Origin of the sequence: Akkermansia muciniphila (assembly GCF_040616545.1) — a bacterium.
Classification (GTDB): domain Bacteria; phylum Verrucomicrobiota; class Verrucomicrobiia; order Verrucomicrobiales; family Akkermansiaceae; genus Akkermansia; species Akkermansia muciniphila_E.
Genome location: NZ_CP156688.1, coordinates 18,303 through 43,131, shown reverse-complemented (window position 1 = coordinate 43,131; position 24,829 = coordinate 18,303). Strand labels below are relative to the sequence as shown.

19 protein-coding genes are annotated in these 24,829 nt (G+C 60.1%); 9 read left to right on the top strand and 10 right to left on the bottom strand.

All coding sequences use genetic code 11. From position 1 onward, the window contains the following. Positions 1–269: 269 nt before the first annotated feature. Positions 270–1,790: a proline--tRNA ligase gene (gene proS, locus ABGM91_RS00165; protein WP_354832784.1), complete on the bottom strand. Its 1,521-nt coding sequence runs from the start codon at positions 1,788–1,790 to the stop codon at positions 270–272. Positions 1,791–1,844: 54 nt separating this feature from the next. Further along, positions 1,845–2,537 carry a site-2 protease family protein gene (locus ABGM91_RS00160; protein WP_354832782.1) on the bottom strand — a complete coding sequence of 231 codons (693 nt, stop codon included), beginning with the start codon at positions 2,535–2,537 and terminating at the stop codon, positions 1,845–1,847. A 103-nt stretch (positions 2,538–2,640) separates the two neighbouring features. Between ABGM91_RS00160 and ABGM91_RS00155 the strand changes: the two genes are divergently transcribed. The 6 genes from ABGM91_RS00155 to ABGM91_RS00130 all read left to right on the top strand — a co-directional run bounded on the left by ABGM91_RS00155 (position 2,641) and on the right by ABGM91_RS00130 (position 8,644). Continuing rightward, a complete protein-coding gene (locus tag ABGM91_RS00155; protein WP_354832780.1) occupies positions 2,641–3,360 on the top strand; it encodes a hypothetical protein in 720 nt (239 codons plus the stop codon). Between the two features lie 75 nt (positions 3,361–3,435). Further along, positions 3,436–4,344 (top strand): sugar phosphate nucleotidyltransferase, encoded by a 909-nt coding sequence (locus tag ABGM91_RS00150; protein ID WP_354832778.1) that lies wholly within the window; start codon positions 3,436–3,438, stop codon positions 4,342–4,344. Between the two features lie 12 nt (positions 4,345–4,356). Next, positions 4,357–5,451, top strand: a complete 1,095-nt coding sequence (locus ABGM91_RS00145; protein ID WP_215428410.1) for an aminoglycoside phosphotransferase family protein — start codon at positions 4,357–4,359, stop codon at positions 5,449–5,451. A 29-nt stretch (positions 5,452–5,480) separates the two neighbouring features. Then, entirely contained in the window at positions 5,481–6,407 is a 927-nt protein-coding gene (locus tag ABGM91_RS00140) for an NAD-dependent epimerase/dehydratase family protein (protein WP_215428411.1), read from the top strand. Between the two features lie 369 nt (positions 6,408–6,776). Then, positions 6,777–7,172, top strand: a complete 396-nt coding sequence (locus tag ABGM91_RS00135) for a hypothetical protein (RefSeq protein WP_290566319.1) — start codon at positions 6,777–6,779, stop codon at positions 7,170–7,172. A gap of 92 nt (positions 7,173–7,264) precedes the next feature. Then, on the top strand, positions 7,265–8,644 hold the full coding sequence (locus ABGM91_RS00130) for a replication-associated recombination protein A (protein WP_354832775.1): 1,380 nt from the start codon (positions 7,265–7,267) through the stop codon (positions 8,642–8,644). Positions 8,645–8,766: 122 nt separating this feature from the next. Here ABGM91_RS00130 and ABGM91_RS00125 read toward each other — a convergent pair whose 3' ends face one another. From ABGM91_RS00125 to ABGM91_RS00110, 4 genes are all read right to left on the bottom strand, one after another. Continuing rightward, positions 8,767–9,984, bottom strand: coding sequence for a hypothetical protein (locus tag ABGM91_RS00125; RefSeq protein ID WP_354832773.1), 1,218 nt, complete (start codon positions 9,982–9,984; stop codon positions 8,767–8,769). A gap of 26 nt (positions 9,985–10,010) precedes the next feature. Further along, the gene (locus ABGM91_RS00120) at positions 10,011–12,239 is read right to left on the bottom strand and encodes a discoidin domain-containing protein (RefSeq protein ID WP_354832771.1); all 2,229 of its coding nucleotides are present in this window, start codon (positions 12,237–12,239) and stop codon (positions 10,011–10,013) included. Between the two features lie 109 nt (positions 12,240–12,348). After that, a complete protein-coding gene (locus ABGM91_RS00115; protein ID WP_290566316.1) occupies positions 12,349–12,948 on the bottom strand; it encodes a manganese efflux pump in 600 nt (199 codons plus the stop codon). A 793-nt stretch (positions 12,949–13,741) separates the two neighbouring features. Next, on the bottom strand, positions 13,742–14,461 hold the full coding sequence (locus ABGM91_RS00110) for a GDSL-type esterase/lipase family protein (RefSeq protein WP_290566315.1): 720 nt from the start codon (positions 14,459–14,461) through the stop codon (positions 13,742–13,744). Between the two features lie 139 nt (positions 14,462–14,600). Between ABGM91_RS00110 and rpoN the strand changes: the two genes are divergently transcribed. Both rpoN and ABGM91_RS00100 read left to right on the top strand, forming a co-directional pair. Then, complete coding sequence (rpoN, locus tag ABGM91_RS00105; RefSeq protein ID WP_354832768.1) at positions 14,601–15,998, top strand: RNA polymerase factor sigma-54; 1,398 nt, start codon at positions 14,601–14,603, stop codon at positions 15,996–15,998. Between the two features lie 149 nt (positions 15,999–16,147). After that, a complete protein-coding gene (locus ABGM91_RS00100; RefSeq protein WP_354832766.1) occupies positions 16,148–17,299 on the top strand; it encodes an MFS transporter in 1,152 nt (383 codons plus the stop codon). Between the two features lie 17 nt (positions 17,300–17,316). Here the strand turns inward: ABGM91_RS00100 and ABGM91_RS00095 are convergent, their stop codons facing one another. Beyond that, the gene (locus tag ABGM91_RS00095) at positions 17,317–18,273 is read right to left on the bottom strand and encodes a hypothetical protein (RefSeq protein WP_290566313.1); all 957 of its coding nucleotides are present in this window, start codon (positions 18,271–18,273) and stop codon (positions 17,317–17,319) included. Between the two features lie 4 nt (positions 18,274–18,277). After that, positions 18,278–19,420, bottom strand: a complete 1,143-nt coding sequence (eboE, locus tag ABGM91_RS00090) for a metabolite traffic protein EboE (RefSeq protein WP_354832764.1) — start codon at positions 19,418–19,420, stop codon at positions 18,278–18,280. 218 nt (positions 19,421–19,638) lie between these two features. Between eboE and ABGM91_RS00085 the strand changes: the two genes are divergently transcribed. Further along, positions 19,639–22,011 carry a glycoside hydrolase family 95 protein gene (locus ABGM91_RS00085; protein ID WP_354832762.1) on the top strand — a complete coding sequence of 791 codons (2,373 nt, stop codon included), beginning with the start codon at positions 19,639–19,641 and terminating at the stop codon, positions 22,009–22,011. Between the two features lie 211 nt (positions 22,012–22,222). On the opposite strand, the gene ABGM91_RS00080 is transcribed toward ABGM91_RS00085, so the two are convergent. Both ABGM91_RS00080 and ABGM91_RS00075 read right to left on the bottom strand, forming a co-directional pair. Beyond that, on the bottom strand, positions 22,223–23,668 hold the full coding sequence (locus tag ABGM91_RS00080) for a Gfo/Idh/MocA family oxidoreductase (protein ID WP_215428422.1): 1,446 nt from the start codon (positions 23,666–23,668) through the stop codon (positions 22,223–22,225). Positions 23,669–24,150: 482 nt separating this feature from the next. Beyond that, the gene (locus ABGM91_RS00075; protein ID WP_290565420.1) at positions 24,151–24,759 is read right to left on the bottom strand and encodes a hypothetical protein; all 609 of its coding nucleotides are present in this window, start codon (positions 24,757–24,759) and stop codon (positions 24,151–24,153) included. Positions 24,760–24,829 lie beyond the last annotated feature (70 nt).

Genomic DNA, 24,829 nt, shown 5'->3' with positions numbered 1-24,829 from the left:
GCTTAGTAATTTCAAGGCTTTTCAACCTTCTTCAACCAATTTCCACCCTTTTCAACTATTTATGCTTGGTCATATTGAACCGGAAGAGCATGTATTTATCCCTTATAACGGCGGGGCGGGGGCGGCGTCCGAAATGAAGAGGTTTTTACAGAAAGAATGCGGAAAATTATGAAGGGCTCCCTGTTTCCATAAAAAACGGGACTGTTCCGGAAAGGCGCGTTTTCCTTGCCTTGGAACAGTCCCGTGAAGAAAGGGTGTCAATGGGAGGATCAGTAGCTTCTGGCCCAGAGGACGCGGCGTTCCGTCATGCGGCCGGTGAGGATGCAGGGGGCGGGCTCCCCGCGGCCCAGCTCGCCGAGCGGGATGCAGCGGATGGAGATGCGCAGCCGTTTGGCGAGCTCCTCTTCCTCTTCCGGCGAACCGTCCCACGGCACCTGGAGCCAGTCGGCGTCGCCTTCTCCGGAGAAGTTTTCTTCCAGTTCCCGCAGGGTGGAGGCGGGGCGGATGTGGGCGTCCCGGAAGGCGATGGCCCGCTGGAGCAGGGCGTCCTGGATGTCCTGGAGAATGTCCGTAACGGTATCCACCAGTTCCGTTTCCGGGACGAAGGATTTTTCATTCACGGGCTGGTCGCGCCGCTGGACGCATACGGAGCCTTTTTCCAGGTCCCGGGGGCCTATTTCCAGACGCACGGGCACGCCCTTCTTCACCCATTCCCATTTCTTGGCTCCGCCGCCCAGGTCGCGCCTGTCCACCAGCACGCGGAGCGGCTGGCCATGGAAGGTCTTGGAGCGGAGGGTGCGCGCCAGTTCATCGCAGTGGTCCAGAATGGCCTGGCGGCTTTCTTCCTTGGGCGTAACGGGGATGATGACGACCTGCTGGGGAGCGACGCGGGGCGGGCAGACCAGGCCGTCGTCGTCGGAGTGCATCATGATGAGCGCCCCGATCATGCGGGTAGAGACGCCCCAGGAGCTCGTCCAGGCGAACTGCTGGGTGTTGTCACGCCCGGCAAAGCAGATGTTCTGGGATTTGGAGAAGTTCTGCCCCAGGAAGTGGGAGGTTCCGGCCTGGATGGCCTTGCGGTCCTGCACCATGGCTTCCACGGTGTAGGTCTGTTCCGCGCCGGGGAAGCGTTCCCCTTCCGTCTTTTCTCCAGGAATGGTCGGGATGGCGAGCACGTCCCTCTGGAAGTCCTCGTAAACCTTGTGCATGGTGAGGGTTTCCTCAATGGCTTCCTCGCGGGTTTCATGGGCCGTGTGGCCTTCCTGCCACAGGAATTCCGCCGTGCGCAGGAAGATGCGGGGCCTCATTTCCCAGCGCATCACGTTGCACCACTGGTTCACCTTCAGGGGCAGGTCGCGGTAGCTGGATGTCCAGCGGGCGAAGGCCGCGCCGATGACGGTTTCCGAGGTGGGGCGGATGACGAAGGGCTCCGTGAGCTCACCGGTGGGAATCATGCGGGTCTTGCCGGTGGCTTCATCCTTCTGTGCTTCCAGCCTGTGGTGGGTGACTACGGCGCATTCCGTGGCGAAGCCTTCGGCGTGTTCCGCTTCCTTTTCCAGATAGGAAATCGGAATCAGCAGGGGGAAATAGGCGTTCGTGTGGCCGGTGTCCTTGAAGCGCTGGTCCAGGTCCTTCTGAATGAGTTCCCAGATGGCGTAGCCCCACGGCTTGATGACCATGCAGCCGCGCACCTCGGAATTCTCCGCCATGTCGGCGGCCTTGATGACTTGCTGATACCACTCGGGAAAATCCTGGGCGCGGGTGGGCGTGATTGCAGTTTGTTGAGACATATTGGATGGTATGTTGAATGGAACGGGCGTAACCCGCGGAGAAAGCTTGGAATATTAAAAAGGGGCGTTCTTATATTCCCGGTAGTTGCTGAAGGCGAAGAGGGCCATGAAGATGGGAATGAAGTAGCCGTGGAAGAGCTGGAAGCTGAGCAGCCCGATCATGATGGCCGTGATGAACCCGGTCATGAACACCTTTTTGGGAGAGCGGATGAACTGGGCGATCAGCTGCCCGCCGTCCAGGGGATAGATGGGCAGCAGGTTCAGGATGGTCCACCATTCCCCGATCATGATGAGGCAGGAGAGGATGTAAAGCTGGGGGGAGATGGCCGCTGCCGTGAAGGGGCTGATGGCCAGGTCCCAGAAGGTCAGGTTGTGCGCGGTCATGACCGGGGCGACGATGTTCCAGGTAATCCACAGGCTGATGACGCCCAGCAGCAGGGTCATCATGGGGCCCGCCAGAATCATGAGGGCCCTTCCTCCGCGGGTCAGTTGCATGCCGTGGCTGCTCGTCAGGCCGCCGAAGAGTTCCAGAATGATCGTCTGCTGGCCCCCGCCCAGCCTGCGGCCCACCAGCGCGTGCCCCATTTCATGGGACAGGATGGCGACGAAGCCGGCAATGACGAACAGGGCCGGGTAAATGAGGCCTTCCACACTGTTGATGCTGAGAGCGCCGCCAAAGATGGCCAGCACCACCCAGAAGCTGGGGCGGATGTAAACAGGTATCCCGAACAGGGTGAAATGAATCATGCGCGAGAGGGTAAGGGCAGATTCCCCTTTTGCCAAGTCCGGAGAACGTGCATGCACCGTTTTGGCGTTGGTATGGCGCAGGAGATTGTGTTAAAAGGCCTTCATGAGGCTGTTTCCCATTATCCTGTGCTGCGCCGTGCAGGCCGTACAGGGGTATGACGGACCCCCGCCCCTGACGGAGGTGGACGGCCGTTCCCCCATCCGCATGGGGGGAGAATTGCTGGGCGGCTACCGTTCGGACTACATCCACCGCGGGGAGAAGCTGGGCCCCAATTCCGTGGAAGGCCAGATTTCCGGCGGGGCCTCCCTGTCGGACTCATGGGCGGTGAGCGGGGAACTCTTTGCCATCCGCAACTGGCAGGGGCGCAATTTCAGCCAGACCACCCTGCACGGGGAGCTTCAGTATTATCTGGCGGACGAATGCACGGCCGGCCTGTTCGTCAACGGGCAGTGGTATGATTCCTGCCCCTTGAAAAGCGGAACGGAGCCCGGCCTGTCCCTCAAGTGGAATCCCATGCCGTCCTGGTCGTTCAGCGGCTCCTTTCTGTATGACTCCGGGCAGGAGGGGGTGTACTCCCAGTGGGGCGTTACGTGGCAGCCCCTGCTGTGCGAATCCGTAGCCATGGTAAACACGGTTTCCCTGGGGTTTTCCCATGATTACCTGGGGAGAAACGGCTTGAAGGAGCTGATGGCGCGCACGGGCGTGCGGTGGGCCGTTTCCGGCAGTCTGCGGGTGGAGCCCTTCCTGGGGTGGTATTGCGGCTACGGGCGGGATGATTTCAAAAAAGTGGTGCTGGGCCTTTGGTGCTCTTACGTTTTTTAACGGGCGGATTTCTCCGGTTTTCCGGCATTTTCCAGTTGCCAAACGGGGAGGCTTGGTCATAATGGCCCGCGTATTATGAAGCCTACACTTCTTGTTTTAGCAGCTGGTATGGGTAGCCGTTACGGCGGTCTCAAGCAACTTGACCCGATGGGCCCCAACGGTGAAGTCGTTCTTGACTACTCTGTTTATGATGCCATCCGGGCCGGTTTCGGAAAGGTGGTATTCATTATCCGCCGTGACTTTGAAGACATTTTCAAGGAAAAGGTCGGCAGCCGCTTTGCCGGCAAGATTGAGGTGGATTACGCCTTCCAGTCCCTGGACGACCTGCCAGAAGGCTTTTCCGTGCCGGAAGGCCGCGAAAAACCCTGGGGCACCGCCCACGCCCTGCGCGCCGCCCGCAATGTGGTGAAAGAACCCTTTGCCGTGGTGAATGCAGATGACTTTTACGGCGCGGACGCCTTTGTGCAGGCCGCCAAGTTCCTGACCACCACCACGGATGAACCCGCAAAGGCCCATTACGGCATGATCGGCTATCCGCTGAAGAACACCCTCTCCGACAACGGGGACGTGAACCGCGGCATCTGCTCCATCAAGGAAGGCCTGCTGGACGGCGTGGAGGAATTCGTGAAAATCCAGGCTGATGAAGACGGCGTGGTGCGCGGCAACAACCTGAAGGGCGAACGCCTGCCCGTGGACCCCGGCGAACTGGTTTCCATGAACTTCTGGCTCTTCTCCCCCTCCTTCATTGAGCTGACGGAAGACCGTTTCATCGACTTCCTGAAGGAACACGGCCAGGAACCCAAGAGCGAATGCTTCATTCCCACCGTGGTGGACGCCCTGATTCATGAAGACCGCGCGGACTGCGCCGTTCTTCCCACCTCCTCCACCTGGTTCGGGATGACCTATCCCGGGGACAAGCCCATGGTCGTGGAAGGCATCAACAAACTCATCAAGCAGGGCGTGTACCCTGAAAAGCTCAACTAAGCCCCTTTTCCCATGCACGATCTCAAGGCTGTATCATCCCTGTTCGATCTCCGCGGCGACTTCGTCCACGGTTACTCCTACGGCAGCGGCCACATCAACGACACCTACTGCATCTGGGTGGACCAGGCGGGGCAGCGCATCCGCTACATCCTCCAGCGCGTGAACCATAACGTGTTCAAGCAGCCCATCCCCCTGATGGAAAACGTGAAGCGCGTGACGGACCACGCCCTGAAACGCCTGAAGGAGGAGCAGTGCCCGGAAGCCTACCGCCGCACCCTCACGCTGGTTCCCTCCGTGGACGGCAAGCCGTACGCCCTGGACGCGGACGGCAACTGCTGGCGCGTGTACCCGTTCATTGAACGCGCACGCACTTACGACCAGATTGAAACCACCAGGCAGTGCCAGGAAGCGGCGCGCGCCTTCGGCGAGTTCCAGAAGCTGACGGCAGACCTTCCCGGCGAACCCCTGTTTGAAACCATTCCCGATTTCCACAACACCACCTCCCGCCTGGCGGCTCTGAAAGAAGCCATCCAGTCCGACCCCCTGGGCCGCGTGAAGGAAGTGCAGAAGGAAATAGACTGGTACCTTTCCCGTGAGGCGGACTGCCATCTGGTGGTGGACTACCTGAAATCCGGAGAACTGCCCCTGCGCTGCACGCACAACGATACCAAGCTGAACAACGTGATGCTGGACGACGTGACCGGGGAGGGCATCTGCGTGATTGACCTGGACACCACGATGCCCGGCTCCGCCATCTATGACTTCGGGGACATGATCCGCACGGCCACGTCCCCCGCCGCGGAAGATGAAAAGGACACCTCCAAGGTCACCATGCGCATGTTCATGTTTGAGGCCCTGGTGCAGGGTTACCTGAGCTCCGCCAAAAGCTTCCTGACGCCTCTGGAAAAGAGCCTGCTGCCGTTCTCCGGCAAATTGCTCACGATGGAATGCGGCATCCGCTTCCTGACGGACTACCTGTCCGGCGACGTGTACTTCAAGATCCACCGCCCGGAACACAACCTGGACCGCTGCCGCACGCAGATGGCCCTGGTGGAATCCATCGAGGCGCAGATGGATGAAATGAAGGCCGTTGTGGACCGCTACTAATCAATACCTACCAACATCGGAAAAAACACATGAAGATTCTCGTAACCGGCGGCGCCGGATTCATCGGTTCCCACATTGTGGAACACTATCAGGACAAGGCGGAGGAAATCCGCGTGCTGGACAACCTGCGCACGGGCTACCTCAAGAACCTGGACGGTCTCAAGCACACCTTCATTGAAGGCTCCATCTGCGACCGGGAGCTGGTTCGCCAGGCGGTGCAGGGGGTGGACTACATCTTCCACATGGCCGCGCTCGTCTCCGTGCCGGAATCCATGAGCAAGATCGGCGAGTGCATTGACATCAACGTCAACGGCCTTCTGAACGTGCTGGAGGAAGCTTCCGCCGCCGGAGTCAAGAAAATCGTGCTGGCGTCTTCCGCCGCCATCTATGGGGACAACCCCACGGTGCCCAAGCTGGAAACCATGTACCCGGAACCCAAGAGCCCCTATGCCATCACCAAGCTGGACGGGGAATACTACCTCAACATGTTCCGGGCGGAAGGCAGGGTCAACACGGCCGCCGTGCGCTTCTTCAACGTCTTCGGCCCACGGCAGGACCCCAAGGGGGCCTATGCCGCCGCGGTGCCCATCTTCATTGAAAAAGCCGTCAAGGGAGAAGACATCACCGTGTACGGGGACGGCACCCAGACACGTGACTTCATTTACGTGAAGGACATCGTGGGAGCCCTCACCTTCGTGGCGGAACACCCGGAAGTCACCGGCGTGTTCAATGCCGGGTACGGCGGCCAGATCACCATTGAAGAACTGGCGCAGAACATCATCAAGGCCGCGGGTTCCTCCTCCAAGGTGCTCCATGCCCCGGAACGCGCCGGCGACGTGAAGCATTCCCGCGCCTGCGCGGACAAGCTCCGCAACGCCGGATGGCAGCCCAAGCACACCCTGCCGGAAGGCCTGGCGACAACGCTGGAATACTTCAAGGGCATCCTGGGCAAGTAACTTTCCGGAATTTCCGGTTTACCATTATTCAGGGACTGTCTCCGCTCCTGCGGCGGAGGCAGTCCTTTTTTGCCGGGAAAACGGCGCGTGTATGACAAATATGCCCGGAAGCCGTAAAGTGAATCACTCAAAAGGCTTTTTTCCGGAGCGGGAAAAGCGGGGGAAACGAATCGCCGGAAAAAATGGAAATTCATTCATCATGAAGCATGTTTTATGGAATGCGGCAGTACGTTGAAGTTACAGGAAGATGATTGGCGCAAGTTGATATTTCATGTTTGTTAGAGAACGGTATTTCCTACAGAAAGGACAGTCTCCGGCATTGAATATCATTGACAGGAGGGAGGGTTAATAATAGAGACCAAAAACGATATGAATCCCTACAGAAATTCTTCTGCCAACCAATTATCTGCGCTTGATGATCCCTATCTTGAACTGGTGATGGCCCGCCGGAAGGAGGAAGCCCGCTGGGGATGGATACCTTTTGCCGCATTCATTTCCTTTCTGCTCGTGTACCGCATCTTTGGCTTTCTGATGCCTACCAATGACACGGACGGTTCGGAACCCTGGCTCTTCTTGCTGGCGCTGGCGGGCTGGGGGCTTCTGGCGCTCATCCACATGATTATACTCCCCATCTGGATGCTGATAGCCTCCCTCCGCTATTGGGAGGTGAACCGCAGGGGACTGGCTGTGGCGGGGCTGATGTTCAGCGTGCTTGCCCCTGTCTGCATGGTCCTGATGCTCTCCTGCTGGTCCGTTTTTGGATAACATGGAACTCCCCTCCATACCCGGGCGGGAAACTTGCCGCATTCCGGGGATTGGCCTTTCCTCCGCTCCTGCGACCGGGTAAAGTGCCTTTGATGGATCTGTTCAGTTTACAGGAAGCGGAGGCGCGGGGAGGCTTTGAACCCGGAGCGGACGTCTCCGCCATGCCTCTTGCTGCGCGCATGCGCCCGCGCTCCCTGGATGAAGTGGCCGGGCAGAAGCACCTGCTGGCGCCGGGAAAGCTGCTGAGGCGCGCGATTGAAACGGACCGGTTCACCTCCCTGATTTTTTACGGCCCTCCCGGCTGCGGAAAGACCACCCTGGCCGCCGTCATCGCCCAGACGACGAACGCCCACTTCATGATGCTCAACGGGGTGGAATCCAACGTGGCGGACATCCGGGAAAAAATCGCCCAGGCGCAGATGAGGATGAGCATGCACGGGCGGAAAACCGTCCTCTTTGTGGATGAGCTGCACCGGTTCAACAAGGCGCAGCAGGACGTCCTGCTCCCCCATCTGGAAAAGGGAACGGTCAGGTTCATCGGCGCGACCACGGAAAACCCCTACTTTGCGATCAACTCCCCCCTGCTGTCCCGTTCCCAGGTCTTTCCGCTGGAACCGGTGCCGGAGGAGGAACTGGCCGCCCTGCTGAAACGCGCCCTGGCGGATGCGGAGCGCGGACTGGGAGCCTCCCGCGTGGACATGGAGGAGGAAGCGCTGAACCATCTGGCCGCCAAGGCGGACGGAGACGCCCGGAAGGCCATCACGGCCCTGGAGGTGGCCGTTCTGTCCACTCCTGCGGGGGAAGACGGCATTATTCATGTGAATCTCTCCGTGGCGGAGGAATCCATCCAGCGCAAGGCGATCAAGTACGACCGCCTGGGGGACTCCCACTACGACACGATTTCCGCCTTCATCAAATCCATGCGCGGCTCCGATCCGGACGCCGCCCTGTACTGGCTGGGCATGATGCTGGAAGCCGGGGAGGACATCCGCTTCATCGGCAGAAGGCTGGTCATCGCCGCGTCGGAAGACGTGGGGCTGGCGGACTCCAACGCCCTGCGCGTGGCGCTGGATGCGGCGCGCGCGGCGGAAATGGTCGGCATGCCGGAGGCCCGCATTCCGCTGGCGCACGCTACCGTGTACCTGGCGACGGCCCCCAAGAGCAATTCCGCCTACATGGGCATCAACGCCGCCATGGAGGACGTGCGCAACGGAAAAACGCTGGCGGTGCCGGAACACCTCCGGACGCCCACGCGCAAGAAGCTGGCCGCCGCCGGCGGTGCGGACGCCGCCAGGCTGGAATACCTGTATTCCCATGATTACCCGGAACATTACGTCCCCCAGGCCTACCTGCCGGAAGGCCGCGTTTACTACACCCCCACCGGAAACGGCCTGGAGCTGCGCATCAGGGAACGCATGGAATACCGCCGCAAGCTGGCGGAGGAAGCGCAAGAAGGCGGAAAGAAGAGCTGAACAGGACAGTTCCCTTCCGTTTTCCGCCGGAAGAAGAAGGCAGGAATTCCCGTGGGAATATCCTGCCTTGCTGAAGGTTCCGATAGGGGGCATTTTGTACGTCTGCCGCTTTCCGGAAGGAATCAGGATTCCTTGGTCACGATGATGTCGCAGTCCGCCTCAAACCAGCCCTGGCCCTGGCAGTCGAAGACCAGGTCCGGCTTTTCCGAGCCGGAGAAGCGCAGGGTGAATTCCCGCCCGTTTTTGTCCTGCTGGTCCTTGGGAAGTTCACTGACCACGCGGCTGCCCCGCATGAAGCGGGGGTTGCGGATATTGCAGCCGCCGCTGTTCATCTTGAAGGTGATCTTGTAGTTTCCGGGGCCGTTGAGCATGCTGCCGATGTTGACGCGGGTGGGCGTAAATTCCGGGCGGAGGTCATAGCCCGTGAAGTGCGGCTCCTTCAGGGTGACGGGTTCCGTCAGGAAGCGGTAGTAGTTCTGCGCGCCTGTACCCATGAGGGTCTTGGGTGAGATTTTGGCGATGTCCGCCAGGGTTTTCAGCGCCTGGTCCTTTTTCCCCTCATTGCGGTAGAGCCAGAATCTGACCGCCATGACCTGCTGTTTTTGCAGGGGAGTCAGGCCGGGGATTTTGAGCTGCCTGTCCACATAGGCATGGGCGGCCTTGTAGTCTTTCTGCCCGCCGTTTTTGCCGGAGTCTTCCACCATCCGCTGTACCTTTTCAATGTAGGGCAGGTGCTTGAAGGTGTATTTGAAGTGCATGCCCTTGGTGTCTTCCGGGTCCGCCTTCTTGATTTTTTCCAGAATGTCCTTCCGGGCGGAGGCCGCGTACGGGGGAAGCTGCTGGAGGCCTTCCCCGTAAAGAAGGGCCGCGGCCGCACCGGAAGAGGCGTCCGCCTTTTCCCACAGGGCATTGGCCTTCTCCTGCTGCTTCACGGCTTCCAGCGCCTGCTTCATGACGGCGGGCAGCGTTTCCTTGGAAACGCCTTCCGACAGGAAGACCATGCCGCCGGCGGGGGAAACCACCTGGATGGCCGGGATATTCCAGATTTCACCGGGAGGCCTGGGCAGTTTCTTTTCCTCTTCCGTCATTTCCTCCCGTTCGTCCTGGATGCACCAGAGGACGGGTTCCGGGGAGTCCTTGGCCAGGTGCTCCACGGCTCGGGTGACTTCCCTTGACTTGGGGGACCAGTCCGTTCCGGCCCACACGACGATCATGTATTTGTTGACGGTTTTGGCCTCATCCTTGACGGTGTTGTAGGCCGGAAGGGCCGCCTGGAGGGGTGCGCCCAGGAACAGGGCGGCGGCCAGCAGGCAGGGAATGGTATTGAGATGATGAAACATGGCGTTAATGGAAAGGGTGCTGGGGGTTATTTTTCGTAAACGAGGATGTGGCGCAGGTGCATGAATTCCGGCTGGGCGTTCTTGGCCTCCACCTTGATCCACTTGGCCTTGGTGCCTTCCGGAGCGGTGATGACCCATTCCTTGGGCATGTTTTCCGTGGCGGCCAGCGGGAACCAGGTAGCTCCGTCCGTGGAGGTGGAAACCTCCATTTTCTTCATGCGGTCTTCATTGCCGTTCCGCTTGGTGACCACCAGTCCGGCCAGGTTCACGCCGTTTTTCAGTTCCACAATGACGTTCGGATTAGCTTCCTTGTCCGTATGCTGGGAGCCGCCGCAGGGGCGCAGCAGGTTGATGTGGTCCCACGGGCTGTCCCACTGGCAGGTGGTGGAGCACCGGACCATGCCGTCCGCGGGCACCAGCTTCCAGCCCTGGGGGATGGCGGCATTGACCGTGTTGGCCGACGTGTCGGCGTCAGAGAAGGAGGCGGCCGCCTTGCTCAAGGTCTGGAAGGCCGGAATGGAGCGGGCCATTTCCGTGGCATAGATGGCTTTGCCGTAAGCTTCCTTCAGCTTCTTGGGATCGGGGGCTTTTCCGGTGGTTCCGGTTTCTCCCATTTGCTGGGCTACCTTGGCAAAGGCGTTGGAGAAGACGTCCGCCTGTCCGTTTTCCACAAAGGTTTTAACGGCCCATTCCAGCGCCTGGCCAAAGTTGGTGCCGTCCCCCGTTTTCAGATGGGTGGAGAGGACTGTTTCCAGATAGGCCGCCTTTTCCTGCGGGTTGGTCAGGAAGGCGGACTGGGAGTCCAGCACGGGCTGGAATTTCACCGCCCAGGACGTGGGTGTGGTGGCGATGGTTTCATGCAGGTCCCGGAACCAGGCGATCCGGTCTTCCGACGGGATGTCCATCAGGAACTTGTTCTGCACGTCTTTCAGGATGTCGAACGCGGCAAAGCCGTTCCCCTTGTAGTGGGAGAGGGCGTCTTTGGCGTAAACGTACCAGTCGATGGGCTGCATGCCTTCCTTTTCCAGCAGCAGGCGCTGGAGCTCCGCCCGGAAGAACGGGTGCAGGGGCGTCTGTTTCAGAGCTTCCCCCCAGGCCTGGATGGCCTTGTCCTTGTTGCCTGCGGCTTCGTCCAGCCGGGCCTGCGCGGCCCACAGGTAGGCCTGGTCCGCCCTGGCGTTGTCCGCAAAGACGGTTTCCATCAGCAGGTAGGAGGTGGGGGCCTGCCCGCCGAAGATGTGGTTGTGCATGCCTCCGTCCGGTCCGCCGAAGCCGCCTTTCCATTCCCCGCGCTTCACGCGCACCGCATAGGCGCAGTGGCCGGGCTGCCCCACCGGGTAGGCGGGAATGCCGTGGGCCTGGGCCGCCATGGTGCCGAAGTAGGAGAGGCCGCCGCACACGCCGCCGATGACTTGCGTGTTTTCCGCGGAGGTGTTGACGTCGCGCCACGGCACGTAGAAAAGGGGGCCCTGGATGGTGTCTCCGAAGAAGTTGTTGCCCGTATAGGGAGCGGCCCAGCAGGCGTCCGTATACCGCCGCCAGGGGAGGTTGACATGCTCATTGCTCCATTCGTAGGATTTGTCGTCCCACGTGTGGCCCACGACGAAGCGCATTTCCCACGGGCGCAGCTTGATGAAGCCGGGATGCAGCTTGTTTTCCTGATGCAGTTTTTTGAAGATCTGGTAGCGGCGCACCGGGTTGCTGCTGGCGGCATTGGTTTTCAGCTTTCCCGCCATGGGGCCTGTGGAGAAGACGGAGGCCAGCCCCGTGGCGAGGGACTGGTAGTCCCGGAAGTCCGCGCTTCTGCCGTCCGCCTTCCAGATATCGGAAAGGATTTGAAGGCCTTCCGGAGAGTTTTCCGGAATCAGGCCCGCTCCCAGGTAGAGTTCCACCCACGCGGGGTCCTGTAAAAAGGCCTTGATGAAGGCCGCATCCTGCGGGCTTTTGGAGAAAACGGCCTTTACGTTGTCCGGCCCCGTGACGCGCAGGAGTTCGTGAATGTCCAGCAGGTGGCGGTATTGTTTATCCTGAAGCAGTTTTTGTCCGGATTTGGTTTGTTCTCCAGCCTTCAGGAGGGAGGAGCGGAGTTCCGTTTGCAGCCCGGCAAAGTCGCCTGCGGCTATTTTCTGCGCCAGGGGGGCCGGAAGCTGGCTGATGGCGGACGGCGCTTCAGTTTCAGGTTCCGTCAAATCCTGAGCCATGCAGACGGGCGCGGCGAGCAGGGAGGTGCAGAGAAGAAGGTGTGAAATATTCATGTGGAAAAGCTTGTTTAAGGATAGCGGAAAAAAGGGGCCGGAGCCAGTTTGTTTTCCGACTTACTACGATGCCGGAAAGGGGGTTTTATCATTCGCCGCGGGGCATTTTTCAGCACAGGTGGTCGCAGAGCATTTTAACGCCCAGGCCGATGAGGATGAGCCCGGCTCCGGCTTCCAGGTGGAACGTGGGGAAGCGGTGCAGCCGCCGGGTCAGGAAGAAGCCTGCCGCCGTGCACAGGAAGGTGGTGAGGCCGATGACGGCGGCGGGGAGGAGCACGGCGTGGAGAGTGGGGGCGGGTCCGCACTGGGCGGAAGAAAGGTAGATGCTGATGCCCGCCACCAGGGCGTCTATGCTGGTGGCAATCCCCACGGCCAGGAGGGTGGGCAGCGTCAGGCTGGTGACTTGGGGCATGTGTTCCTCCTCATTGCGGTGGTTCCAGCCTTCCCGGATGACGTTGACTCCCAGAAACGTGAACACGGCAAAGCCGAGCCAGTGGTCCCAGGCGGCAATGTACTGGTGGACGGACCCCGTGAGCAGGAAGCCCAGCACGGGCATCAGGAATTGTCCCGCCCCGGTGGACACGGAAAGCTTGATGCCGTTGACCAAGCGTTTTTGCTTGATGAGCAAGCCGTAGGAGAACGCCACGACAAAGGCGTCTACGGACAGGGCGAAGGCCAGGAATAACAAGTCGGCAAGCGGCATGCTCATGCGGAGAAAAACTCTAGGGCATCCCCGGTAAAAAGCAATTTTTTTGTTCCACGCGGTTTTTCCAGGTTCCGGGGGCATGGGAGAGAGAAGAACCGGAACGTTCCCCCCATGAGGGACTGCCCAAATGCGCGGAGGTCTGTTGTAGAGAGACTTTTCCGTTTTTCGTCAGGAGATTCGCCTATGTAATATCACTCTTTTCAAATGCAAAAACTGTTGGATAACGGCCTTTGTGTGATTGGGGGATCAGTTAAGTTGGCGTTGGCGGTTTCTTTTACGCCCAGGTGCAGCAATTCAACGGAATAGCGATTGTCATGAAGAAGATAATGAGAATGGGAAAATTCGTGGTGTTCTCTGTTTTTAGAATTTCCCCTTGAGAGACATAAAATTTTGTTTGATCATTAATTTACTCACCGTCAATATTTTAGATCACTTGCATGTTTTCTTGCTTAAAAAAATGAATGAGACGGTAAAAAACACCGCGGCAATGAATGAAAATATAATAGAAAATGTGCTGTGGAACCATTCATCAAAACACAGTTCCCTAAGTCCGGAACATACACATAATGCGTTGAAGATAGCTACACTAACGAGAATAAATTTCATTTTCAAAGGGTATTAGGCAAAATGATTTAATCCTGAGGAGTGAAATTCTCAAGCATAAAAGCCTGAAAATGTTTCCGCAGGAGCCGTAAATTTCCCCCAATGATATTTCCGGCGCTACGGCTCCATAAGCTGAATGCTGGAAGAGGGACATTTCTTCCGTCCGTCATGCGGTGAAGAAGAAAGGTGAGGATTACTTGCAGTATTTTTTCATGTAGGGCAGCACGGCGTCCGCCCAGATGGCATAACCCTTTTCCGTGAAGTGCAGGTTGTCCCTGCTGATGCCGGGCAGGAGCTTGCCTGCGGGGTCCAGAAAGCGCTTGTTGATATTGGCGTAGGTGGTGCGGGGCAGTTTGCACTGGGCCAGGATGGCATTGATTTTGTCATTGTGCTGGCGCAGCTTGTCCTGGGGCCCCGTGCCGCGCGGGAAGATGCCCAGCAGGAGAACGTGGGTGTCCGGGAACCTGACCAGCAGGTGCTCCACGGCGCCCAGAATGCCCATGGCCGTTTTTTCCGGAGCTTCTCCTCCCTTGAAATGGCCGGTGTTGTTGGTGCCGATCATCACAATGCAGAGCCTGGGTTCCGTCCGTGCCGGAATGCCGGAGTCCGTGATGCGGTAAATCAGGTTGGTGGTCTGGTCCCCGGAGATGCCGAAGTTGCAGGGATGGTAGGGTTTGAACTCCTTTTCCCATACCTGCTTTCCTTCTCTTTTCCAATAATCCGTGATGGAATCTCCCAGGAAGAGCACGCCGCAGGGGTTGTTTTTTACCTGCTCCACCTGTTGTTCATACTGTTGCCTCCACCATTGGGGCTGTTCCCGCGGCACTGGGAGCAGGGGGGACGGCATGGCGGCCGCCATCGCCATGGGGAAGGAGGTAAGCAGGGAGAAGGCAAGTGCGAGCAGCGTTTTCATTTGTTCTATTATACGGATGTTTTTCAAAAACGTTACATGAAAGTTGTGGTCTTTTTCCGCCTTTGCCGTGCGCTGGCAGCTCTTGCAGCGGGGTGTTCCCCCTTGCCAGATTCCGGGGGGTGGTGTAGCTTGTGACGGTATGAGTGAGGTATCCCTGCAGCATGGAATGGCGCGCCAGATGGCCGCCTCCCAGTCCATGCAGGCCGGGATGCAGATTCTCCAGGCCTCCTCACTGGAATTGAAGCAGCTTCTCCGCCACGCGCTGGAGACCAATCCCATGCTTGAGGAACTGCCGGACGCCTCTCCGGAAGCCCTGGAGGACGGCCCGGACGGAGACGCCTGGAATGAGCGGGAAGACGGCTGGAACGAGTTTACGCCGGAAGGCCGTCCATCCGCGGAGGCCGCCGCCCGCCGCGATTTCATGTATGAGTCCGTGGTGGCTCCGGAATCCCTGAAAACCCATTTGACGGACCAGGCGCAGCATTCCGCGCTGACCGGGCGTGCCCGGGACGCCCTGTTCCTGCTGATTGACGCCCTGGACGACCGCGGCTTCCTGACGGAGTCCCCGGAGGAGCTGGAAGAACGGGAGTGCTTCAGCATGCGGGACATGGAGGAAGCCTTGGCCGTACTGAGGGGGATGGACCCTCCCGGCGTGGGCGCGGCGGATTTGAGGGATTCCCTGTTGATCCAGCTTGAGCAGCGCGGCTTGAAGCGTTCGCTCGCCTTCCGCCTGGTCAAGCGCTGCTGGCGGGAGCTGGCGGCTCACAAGTATGAGGAGGCCGCGCGCCTGCTGGACGTGGAGCCACAAGCCGTGGCGGAGGCGCTGGAAGTGATCCGCAGCCTGACGCCGGACCCCGGCTGCTCCTATGCTCCCGGCGGCAACCCCCATTTGCTGCCTGACGTCGTTGTGGAGGAGGGGCCTGGCGGGACGCTGGAGGCAGTGCTCACCTCCGAGTACCTGCCGCGCCTGTCCATGAATGAACGGTACATGGAGCTGATGGCGGAGAGCTCCGGAAGCCGGGAGCTCAGGCAGTATCTCCGCAAGGCGTTCCGGGAGGGACAGGAGCTGCTGCGCGCCCTGGACATGAGGCAGGAGACCGTGCTGCGCCTGGCCCGCGCCATTGTGCGGCGGCAGGAGGATTTTTTCAGGTTCGGCCCGTCCCGGCTGAAGGCCATGGGCATGGAGGAGGTGGCGGAGGAGATGGGCGTGCATGTCTCAACGGTTTCCCGGGCATGCCGGGACAAGTACCTGCTGTGCAAGTGGGGGATGAAGGAGCTGAGGGCCTTTTTCAGCGCGGGCGTTCCGGCGGAGGGGGGCGCTTTCCCGGATGGAGCGGGCGCGGAGGCCGTAGCGTCCGGCGCGGTTCAGGAGCTGATGCGGCGGTTGATTGCGGAGGAAGATTCTTCCAGACCCCTCAGTGACGCCAGGCTGGCCGCCGCGCTTCAGGAAAAGGGGGTGAACATTGCCCGCCGTACGGTGGCGAAGTACCGGGAGCAGATGAAGATTCTGCCCGCCTCCCTGCGCAGGGGAATATGACAGTTCACTATATTTTTAAATAGTTTATTGATGATTTATTATCAATAATTTGTGTGGTGTATTGAGGGAATGCTTCCCTTGTTTTTATTGCCGGCGGAAGAGGCGGTTGACTGCTGCGGCTTTGGTGCTATAGTCCCCGCTTTATCGTGATGCGTACATTTACCTGGCCCATTGCCCTGCTTCTGCTGGGGCTTCTCTTTCAGACGGTGGCGTTTGCTGTTCTGAATACGGTAGTTCCGCTGTGGATGGAACAGTCTGACGCCGCCACCTGGGAAGCCGGGCTGGTGGGGGCTTTTTTCTTTCTGGGGAACCTGGCGGGCACGCTGATGGCCGGCGGAGTGATCCGCAAGGCCGGCTTCAAGGGGAGCTACCAGTACGCGTGCGTTTTATGTGCGGCGTCCACCCTGCTGCTACTTGTGTTTCCCGGCGCGCTGGCCTGGAGCGGCCTCCGGATGCTGACGGGGATAAGCTGCGCCCTGGTCTGGGTAGTGGTGGAAAGCGCCCTGCTGAGGGCTGGAACGCTGAAAACCCGCGGCATTCTTCTGGCCTCCTACCTGGTGGTCTATTATCTGGGAACGGTGCTGGGCCAGCTTCTTCTGGGCTGGTTCCCCAGTGACATGTCCCTGGTGGTGACGGAAGTATGCGTTCTGTCCGCGGTGGGCATGATTCCCCTGCTGTTTGCCCGCCTGGAATCTGATTCCGCGGGCGCCCTGTCTTCCACCCATGTGGAGGTACGGACGCTGCTGAAACGCCGCAGCGTGTTTCTGGGCGTGGTGGGGTGCGTGATTTCCGGAGTGGTGCTGGGTACCATTTACTGCCTGATGCCCCTGTTCCTGAAGCACCAGGGCATGGACCATTCCTCCGTGGGGTACTGGATGGCCCTGCTGATTGCCGCGGCCATCCTGGGCCAGTGGCCCATGGGCAGGCTGGCGGACAAATACGGGCGAGCCTTCGTCATGAAATGCCAGTCTTTGCTGGTGGTGGCCGCATGCGCGGGGCTGGTGCTGAAAGGCGGCCTGATGGCTCCTTCCCTCATCGCGCTGGGGCTGGCGGGTTTCTCCCTGTACCCCGTCGCGATGGCCTGGGGATGTGAAGACGCCTCCCGTGACGAGCTGGTAACCATGAACCAGCTTCTGCTGCTGAGTTATTCCATCGGCACGCTGGCTGGTCCTTCCCTCACCTCCTTCCTGATGCAGCGGTATTCCGACAACTGGATGCCGATGGTCATTGCGCTGGTGGCGCTTTCCTTCATGCCCGTGCTGATGCTGGACGGCCGTAGAAGGAGGAGACTGTCCCGGTAAGGGCATGGGAAACGGCGTCAGGATTTTTTCGGCTCCGGCGCGGCGGTTTTCTCCGGCTGGGGAGTGTCATTGTCCGCCACCTGGTGAATCATGTCCGTCAGGGCGCGCACGTAATCTTCCGTGTGGGAATCCGTGACGGGGTATTTGCACAGGCAGGAGACCGTGGGAATGTTCAGGGCCGCGTAATGGCGGTCATTCCCGGCAATGGCCGAAGGCTCCCGGTGGAACGTGGGGGGCGCCTGCTCCCAGGATTTGGTGAAAGGGGCGGCGCACTGGCCCGCGAATTCCTTCCCGCGGGGAGTGGTCATGAACAGGACGGCCTCCTGCGGGGCCGGCGGTTCCTGCTGTTTTTTCTCCCCGGCGGGGGCCAGTTCCTGAGGTTCCAGATTGATCATGCCCAGGATGTTGGCCGCGCCGATGCTGCCGCTCAGGGCTTTGGCATGCACGTAAGCTCCGGAAGAGGAAGACCGCCCCGCGGGGCCTGCTCCGTTCGCGTACGCGACAAAATAAATATTGTGGTTGGTGGGGATGTCCTTGAGGTCCCGGGCCGTTTCCAGCAGCAGGGCGGTGCCGCTGCCGTTGTTGAGCTGTTCGCCGGAGTCGTAATTGGCACCCACCACAATGCTCTGGTTGTTGGAGTACAGGCCGGGCTTGTACACCAGGACGTTGTAAATGGCCGTGCCCTTTTTCGCGTCGCCTCCGGCTACGGGCTGGAGGGTGACGGCATAGCCCATGTCGGAAAAGTTCCCGGCGATGTATTTGGCGGCGGCTTCCATGGACTTGGGCTTTCGGGCGTTCCGTACTCCTATGTCTTTCTGCAGGACGTTCGCATGCTTTTCCATGCGTGCGCCCAGGGTCCGCGGCGTTTCCGGACCGCCGTGGGAAGAAGAGGGGAGGAGGGTGCAGGAGGAAAGGGCGGAAGCTATCAGCAGGCCTCCGGCAGCCAGGGCGGCGTGTGTGTGAAGGCGGGTCATGTCTTTACAGGGTTTCAACGTAGTGCAGTTCACGGGCAATCTGGGAGGCCAGCGGAATTTTCAGGTGGTCCGGCAGTACGCTCCAGGTGTAGGTTTCCACCTCCAGGTGCGGATTCAGGCCCGGGCGGCTGCGGAGAAAGTCATGCGTCTTGATGATGAACTCCTCCGTGCCGTGCAGGGGCGGTTCCGGGGAAGCGTACAGGGGGATATGGTAATGAATGCGCCACTGGGAATGGAGCGTTTCCTCCGCATAATCACGGCCGTAGGCCAGGGCGTTCGGCAGGTCGGGAAAAAGCATGGTGCGGTCCCGGTTGCGGATGCTGGTCTGGTGGAAATAAACGCCCTCGTCAAACTGGCGCAGGCGTTCCAGGTCTTCCGCCCCGTGTATGCGGCATTCCAGCGCATTAGAGTATTGAACCTTGCAGAGGGAGATGTTGTTCTCCTCCCAGGCGGAAAGAGTGGCTTCCGGCTCCTCCCGCAGAATGGCGAAGTGGCAGGTATCATACGTCAGCCCCAGGTGGCGTTCAATGAGTTCGGGGCGGCGCGAGTGGTTGCGCAGCCCGTTGAAGAAACGGATGGCCCCCTCCGTATCATGAAAATGGCCGAAGGGCTCCGGCTCCAGCCCCAGCTGCATCAGGCGGCCGGTCTGCCTGCTCAGCACGTCCAGAAATCCGCTCATGGCGTCCAGGCGGGAGAATATGCGATCCTCATCCGCGTGGAACCAGCTGTGGGACGCGGGGAGCGTGCTGACGGTCAGCCTGTCCGCCCGTTCATCCCCGAGGCGGGCCAGAATGCGGAACAGGTTGCAGGTGTATTCAAAGCGTTCCGGCGTGGTCCAGTCCGGCTGGAAAACGTTCTCCTTCACGCGCTGGCCGTGGAAGTTCCCGTACGGGAAACCGTTCATGGTCTCCACGCGCGCGCCGTGTTCATTTAGCCATGCTTTCAGGCCGTCCACGGCATCCGGCGTTTCCAGCAGTTCCCCGGCTGCCCGGGCGGACAGGCGCAGGCCGATGCCCAGGGGGCGGTCCTTCAGGGGGGAATTCAGTGCGGAAAGTTCCTGCCTGATGCGGGGAACGTGCGTATAGAGGGCTTCCCGGGTTTCCGCCCAGGATTCAGCGGGATGGATGTTGGTGCAGTAGGAAAGCATGGCGGGGCAGCATTTGCAGTGTGGGAGGAACGGCGTTCCGCTCCGGGGGAAAATGGCGGATGATGCATGTGCATAAGACGTTCCTCAAGCCTACATACGGTCCTCCCGAGAGAAAAAATTTCATGGAATTCCTCTTTTTGGCGTCATCTGGAACAGGCGTTCGCCGCAGAAAAAATGGCTTTGAAGGGACTCCGCATATATGGTAGTACCTTTCCGTTATGCGTCCGTTCTTTTTTCTTCTTCTTGGTTTTCTGTTCCATGGAAGCGTTCTGGCCGCGGCGGAGGAGCCTGCCGCCTGGAAATCCTCCCGCTTCTGGTTCAGCCGTCCGGCGGAGTGGAAGGAGCAGCGGCCCCAGAAGGGAACGGGGGACAATTCCTGGGCGAAGGACGCCACCCCGGTGGGCAACGGAAGGATAGGCGCGCTCATTTACGGGGGCGTGGAAAAGGACCGGCTGGAGCTGACGGAAATCAGCATGTGGTCCGGGGGATTTTGCTGTGCGGAAGCCAAGGACAAGGGGCCGGATTCCGTTAAATTCGGCTCTTACCAGCCGTTTGGCACGCTGGAAATAACGTATCCCGCCGCAGAGGGCGTCAGGGATTACAGGAGGATGCTGGATGTGGCGGAGGCGCTTGCCTCCGTATCCTATAATTCCGGGGGCGTCCGTTACCGGAGGGAATACTTTGCCAGCATCCCGCACCAGGTGATTTCCATGACGGTGCAGGGGGACAGGCCCCGTTCCGTGGAGGCCTCCTTCCGCCTGGCGACATTGCATCCGCAGGACCGGATCACGGCCACGGCCGGAGGGGGGAGGGGAATGATTCTGATGCAGGGTTCCCTGAAAAACGGGCTGGCTTATGAGGCGCGCATTGCCATTCTTCCCAGGGGCGGGAGCGTTACGGCGGACGGCGGCTCCGTCACCGTGCGGCAGGCTGATTCCTGCCGCGTGCTGGTTTCCCTGGCTACGGATTACGTGCTGGACGCTTCCCGGAACTGGAAGGGGGAGCCGCCCCGCAAAAGGAATGAAACCGTTCTGGCCCGTGCGCTCAAGACCACCCCGGAGCAGATGAAGAGCGCCCATCAGGCCGCCTACGGCAGGCTTTACAACCGGGTTTCCCTGGACCTGGGGGAGACGGAAGACGCCACGGCGCAACTCCCCGTCAACGAGCGGCTGAAAAAGTACAGGCGGGCGGTGGATGCGGGAACGGCCCCGGGAGACCCCGATCTGGAAGAACTGGTGTTCAACTTCGGCCGCTATGTGATCATCTCCTCCTCCCAGCCGGGCAATTTGCCCGCCAACCTTCAGGGCCTGTGGAATTACAGCCTCATTCCGCCGTGGGATTCCGACTACCACAACAATATCAACATCCAGATGTGCTACTGGGGCGTTCTGCCCGCCGGCCTCACGGAGTGCTATGGCCCGCTGGTGGATTACATCCGGGAAATGGCCCCTGCCGCGCGAAAAATCACCCGGGAGACGGCAGAGTTCAAAACGGCTGCCGGAAAGCCTGCCCCGGGCTGGACGTCCCGGACCGCCCAGAATATTTACGGCGGCCAGGGGTTCAAATGGAACAAGCCGGCTTCCGCCTGGTACGCCCTGCACCTGTGGGAGCGCTACCTGTTCACGCTGGACCGGGAATACCTGAAAACGACGGCCTATCCCATGATGAAGGAAATCTGCCGCTTCTGGGAAAGCCAGTTGAAAACCCTGCACGCGGGCGGAAGCAATTTCCGGACGGAGGACAGGAAGGTGACGCCGGACGTGGCCGCGCGCGATTTGAAGGACGTGAAGGAAGGAACGCTGGTGGCCCCCCTGGGCTGGTCTCCGGAGCACGGCCCCAGGGAGGACGGCTGCGCGCATGACCAGCAGATCGTGTGGGAACTGTTTAATGATACCGTACAGGCCGCGGAAATCCTGGGCGTGGACGCCGCCTGGAGGAAGGAACTGGCCGCCAAAAGGGACCTGCTGGCCGGCCCCAGGGTGGGGGAGGAAGGCTTGCTGCTGGAATGGATGATCGCGCGCAAGACGGGGGCTTCCTGGGATCCGCGCCACAGGCACACCTCACATTTGTTTGCCGTTTATCCCGGCAGCCAGATCAGCCCGGAAAAAACGCCGGAATGGGCGGAGGCCGCCCGCAAATCCCTGCTGGCACGCGGAACCACGGGAGATTCACGGCGCTCCTGGACCTGGGCGTGGCGCGCCAGCCTGTGGGCGCGTTTTCTGGACGGAAACAAGGCGTATGAGATGCTTCAGGGCATGATGCGCCACAGCATGATGGACAGCCTGTTCACCACGCATCCGCCCATGCAGGTGGACGGAACCATGGGCATCGTGGCCGGATTTGCCGAGATGCTGCTCCAGTCCCACACGGGCCGTCTGCATCTTCTGCCCGCGCTGCCGGAAGCATGGAAAAACGGGAGCGTGCGCGGGCTGAAAGCCCGCGGCAACATCACCGTGGACATAGACTGGAAGGACGGCAGGGTGACTCAGTTCCGCCTTTCCTCCCCGGTGGCGCAATCCGTGCGGGTGGCCGTCAACGGCAGGGAAAAAACGTACGCGCTGACGCCGGGTACGCCTGTCAGGGGCAGTTGAGGAATTCCCCCCTGACATTCGGGCCGGCCTCCGTGAAATCCGGAATCCCTCCGCGCCGTTACAGTGGTTTTGCTCCCTGCGCAACCGTTATTCGCGCCAATAAAAAACAGGCGCGCCTTGCAGCGGCCTGTTTTCTGAACGGGAAATCCTCTCCGGCCTGAAAACCCGCTGTAAGGGCGGGGGGACCCAGGCCGGGGAGGGAAGGGGTTTTTTACTGGACGATGCCCAGAGGAGCGGTCGTTTTCCAGTCTCCGCGGGTGAAGTCCGGGAACACCTGCGGGATGCCGCCCTGGGCTACGGAGTATTCGGAAAGCTCGGAGACGGAGGACCAGAAGGCGCCTTCATAAACGTTCTGGTCCATCGGTTCCCCATTGCGGAGGCATTCAATGATGCGGAAGAGCATCACAAAGTCCATGCCGCCGTGGCCGCCCATCTTCAGGGCCAGCGGGCCTACCCGCTTCCAGAGCGGGTGATCGTACTTTTCATAAATGGGGGCGAGTTTTTCAGCGCCTTCAATCCATTCATGGTAATTGCCGTTGCCCAGCTTTTCACCGGCCACGCGGGTCGGGAAGCCGGCCAATGTGCCCAGCGTGCCCTGAATGAGGTTCAGGCGGGAATACGGGCGCGGGCTGGTTTCATCCCATTCCACCAGGATGGTGCGGCCCATGGTGGTCTTGATGATGGAGGTGTTCATGTCGCCGCAGGCGAAGTCCAGCTTGTTCCACTTGTGGTCTGCCGGGAAATTCTTCTTGGCGTACGCGGCGCGGCCCAGGGCCGGGCTGGAGAAGGAAACGAGCCTGCCGAAGCAGTCTTCCGTGCGGGCCAGGCTCATGTCCTGGGCGATGGGGCCGAGGCCGTGCGTGGGGTACACGTTGCCGTTGCGCTTGGCGTAGTGGTAGGTTCTCCAGGAGCCGGTGCCGCGGTCCACCTGCTTCATTTGGCCGCGCAGCTCGTGGATGTAGGCGGCTTCCCCGTACAGCAGGTCGCCGATGACGCCCTGGCGCACCATGTTCAGGTACATGAGCTCTTCACGCCCGTAGTTGACGTTTTCCATCATCATGCAGTGCTTTTGGGTTTCCTCGGAGGTGTTCACGATTTCCCAGAGTTCCTTGATGGAGACGGCCATGGGCACTTCCACAAAGGCGTGGGCGCCCATTTTCATCACGTCGCAGGTGACGCGGCAGTGCCATTCCCAGCTGGGACACACGATGACGGCGTCCGGCTTGATTTCCTTCATCATGCGCTTGTAGTCTTCCGGGCCGTCCGTGAAAATGGGGGGGCGCTTGCCCGTCTTCTTTTCCACCAGCGCGGCATTGCGTTCCGCCCAGTCTTTGTACACGTCACAGATGGCGACGACTTCCGCGCCCTCAATCACGGCCATCTGGCCCACGTGCATGGAACCGCGTTCACCCACGCCGACGAAGGCTACGCGGACCTTGTCCAGCTTGGGGGCCTTGAAGCCGCCCATGTAGATGGCGCCGGGCTTGCGCGGGGGCCACGTGGTCATGGGGCCGATGATGTTCGGGTCCGGCACGGTGATCTTCCGGGGAGCCAGAGGAGCCACTTCCTGGGCGTTGGCAAAGGGACCGGCAGCCAGGGCTCCGGTAGCGAGGCCCAGGGTCTGAAGGAAACGACGGCGTGATGATGAATTATCCATGGATGGTAAATGTAGGGAAGGATTTGAATCCTTAGTTTGCCATAGATACCGGGGCTTGAGAATCTTTCTTTCACGGATGGTGTAAAAAATATATTCCCATGCGGGGAAGATATTTCCCATGCCGGAGGGGGAAAAAGGAGTAGCGTTTCAGGACGCGCGGGCACGAAAAAGGCCCCATTCCTGCCGCAGTGCGGGAAGGACGGGGCCTGTGGGGTGCATTCTCCGGTTGTGCCGATGTTGCATGCCGTTGCCTGGGATTGAAATGGGGTGAGCGTATCGCTGCACCGCGTTCCGAAGCATCGGCCCTGCATCGGAGGACATCCGGAGGGGGTTGCGTGGTGTCGCCGGCGGCGGTGTTGTTTCCGTTCCTGGCGACGGGGAAGATCATTCCGTTTCTTGCGGCTTCATATTCAGGGTACCTTGACGGGGTCCGCGTGCCGTAGAATCGGGATCATCTTCCCGGTCGTCCGTAGATGGTCCGGTTACTTTGCCACCTCAGCGGCGGGAAGTGTTGGCGCGGCAAGCCTGGCGTAAGCTTCATTAAGCGCCTTGCCCAGCTTGGGGCGGAAAACGGTGGTGGTAGGCAGTTGCGTGCCTTCCATGTCACAGGAACGGAGGATTTCCGGAATGGACGAGCCTAATGCATGCTTCATGATGTTCATGCAGTCTTCCAGGTCCACTCCGTACTTCTCCTCCATCAGGTTTTCTATACGGTCCGCCATCTGCTCCATCCTCTCAATCTGTTTTTTGGTCAGAATCGGCTGAATGGTCGCGTTCGGGTCGGGGACGTAGCTGGTCAGCATTTCAATGGCCCGTTTCAGGTCTTCCGGCAGATCAGTTGTATTGCCGCTGTTGAGGACCTGAGCCAGAACCTGGTAGCTGCTGGTGGCGTTTTCGTCATAATCATGAATGCCTGAGGCCAGCGCCACGCCTGCGATGCTCTGCACGTAACGGGCTACTTCCGGGGAATAGTTACCTTCCACGAAGGTGGAGGGAACGTCATCCGCGTAAGCCTGCATGGCGGCCTGGCAGGCGAGGGAACCGATGGTACCCACGCACAGTGTCTTGATGATGGACGAGACGATTTTCATGATTGAAACTCCTGTTGAAGCTTCCCGACTGGAACGGTCCGGTGAACCGTTTGTAGCAAGTGAGACTCCG

What these genes read in the sequence shown, in the direction of transcription:
- proS (WP_354832784.1), bottom strand. Translation starts at nt 1,790, where the DNA reads ATGTCTCAACAAACTGCAATCACGCCCACCCGCGCCCAGGATTTTCCC.
- ABGM91_RS00160 (WP_354832782.1), bottom strand. Translation starts at nt 2,537, where the DNA reads ATGATTCATTTCACCCTGTTCGGGATACCTGTTTACATCCGCCCCAGC.
- ABGM91_RS00155 (WP_354832780.1), top strand. Translation starts at nt 2,641, where the DNA reads ATGAGGCTGTTTCCCATTATCCTGTGCTGCGCCGTGCAGGCCGTACAG.
- ABGM91_RS00150 (WP_354832778.1), top strand. Translation starts at nt 3,436, where the DNA reads ATGAAGCCTACACTTCTTGTTTTAGCAGCTGGTATGGGTAGCCGTTAC.
- ABGM91_RS00145 (WP_215428410.1), top strand. Translation starts at nt 4,357, where the DNA reads ATGCACGATCTCAAGGCTGTATCATCCCTGTTCGATCTCCGCGGCGAC.
- ABGM91_RS00140 (WP_215428411.1), top strand. Translation starts at nt 5,481, where the DNA reads ATGAAGATTCTCGTAACCGGCGGCGCCGGATTCATCGGTTCCCACATT.
- ABGM91_RS00135 (WP_290566319.1), top strand. Translation starts at nt 6,777, where the DNA reads ATGAATCCCTACAGAAATTCTTCTGCCAACCAATTATCTGCGCTTGAT.
- ABGM91_RS00130 (WP_354832775.1), top strand. Translation starts at nt 7,265, where the DNA reads ATGGATCTGTTCAGTTTACAGGAAGCGGAGGCGCGGGGAGGCTTTGAA.
- ABGM91_RS00125 (WP_354832773.1), bottom strand. Translation starts at nt 9,984, where the DNA reads ATGTTTCATCATCTCAATACCATTCCCTGCCTGCTGGCCGCCGCCCTG.
- ABGM91_RS00120 (WP_354832771.1), bottom strand. Translation starts at nt 12,239, where the DNA reads ATGAATATTTCACACCTTCTTCTCTGCACCTCCCTGCTCGCCGCGCCC.
- ABGM91_RS00115 (WP_290566316.1), bottom strand. Translation starts at nt 12,948, where the DNA reads ATGAGCATGCCGCTTGCCGACTTGTTATTCCTGGCCTTCGCCCTGTCC.
- ABGM91_RS00110 (WP_290566315.1), bottom strand. Translation starts at nt 14,461, where the DNA reads ATGAAAACGCTGCTCGCACTTGCCTTCTCCCTGCTTACCTCCTTCCCC.
- rpoN (WP_354832768.1), top strand. Translation starts at nt 14,601, where the DNA reads ATGAGTGAGGTATCCCTGCAGCATGGAATGGCGCGCCAGATGGCCGCC.
- ABGM91_RS00100 (WP_354832766.1), top strand. Translation starts at nt 16,148, where the DNA reads ATGCGTACATTTACCTGGCCCATTGCCCTGCTTCTGCTGGGGCTTCTC.
- ABGM91_RS00095 (WP_290566313.1), bottom strand. Translation starts at nt 18,273, where the DNA reads ATGACCCGCCTTCACACACACGCCGCCCTGGCTGCCGGAGGCCTGCTG.
- eboE (WP_354832764.1), bottom strand. Translation starts at nt 19,420, where the DNA reads ATGCTTTCCTACTGCACCAACATCCATCCCGCTGAATCCTGGGCGGAA.
- ABGM91_RS00085 (WP_354832762.1), top strand. Translation starts at nt 19,639, where the DNA reads ATGCGTCCGTTCTTTTTTCTTCTTCTTGGTTTTCTGTTCCATGGAAGC.
- ABGM91_RS00080 (WP_215428422.1), bottom strand. Translation starts at nt 23,668, where the DNA reads ATGGATAATTCATCATCACGCCGTCGTTTCCTTCAGACCCTGGGCCTC.
- ABGM91_RS00075 (WP_290565420.1), bottom strand. Translation starts at nt 24,759, where the DNA reads ATGAAAATCGTCTCGTCCATCATCAAGACACTGTGCGTGGGTACCATC.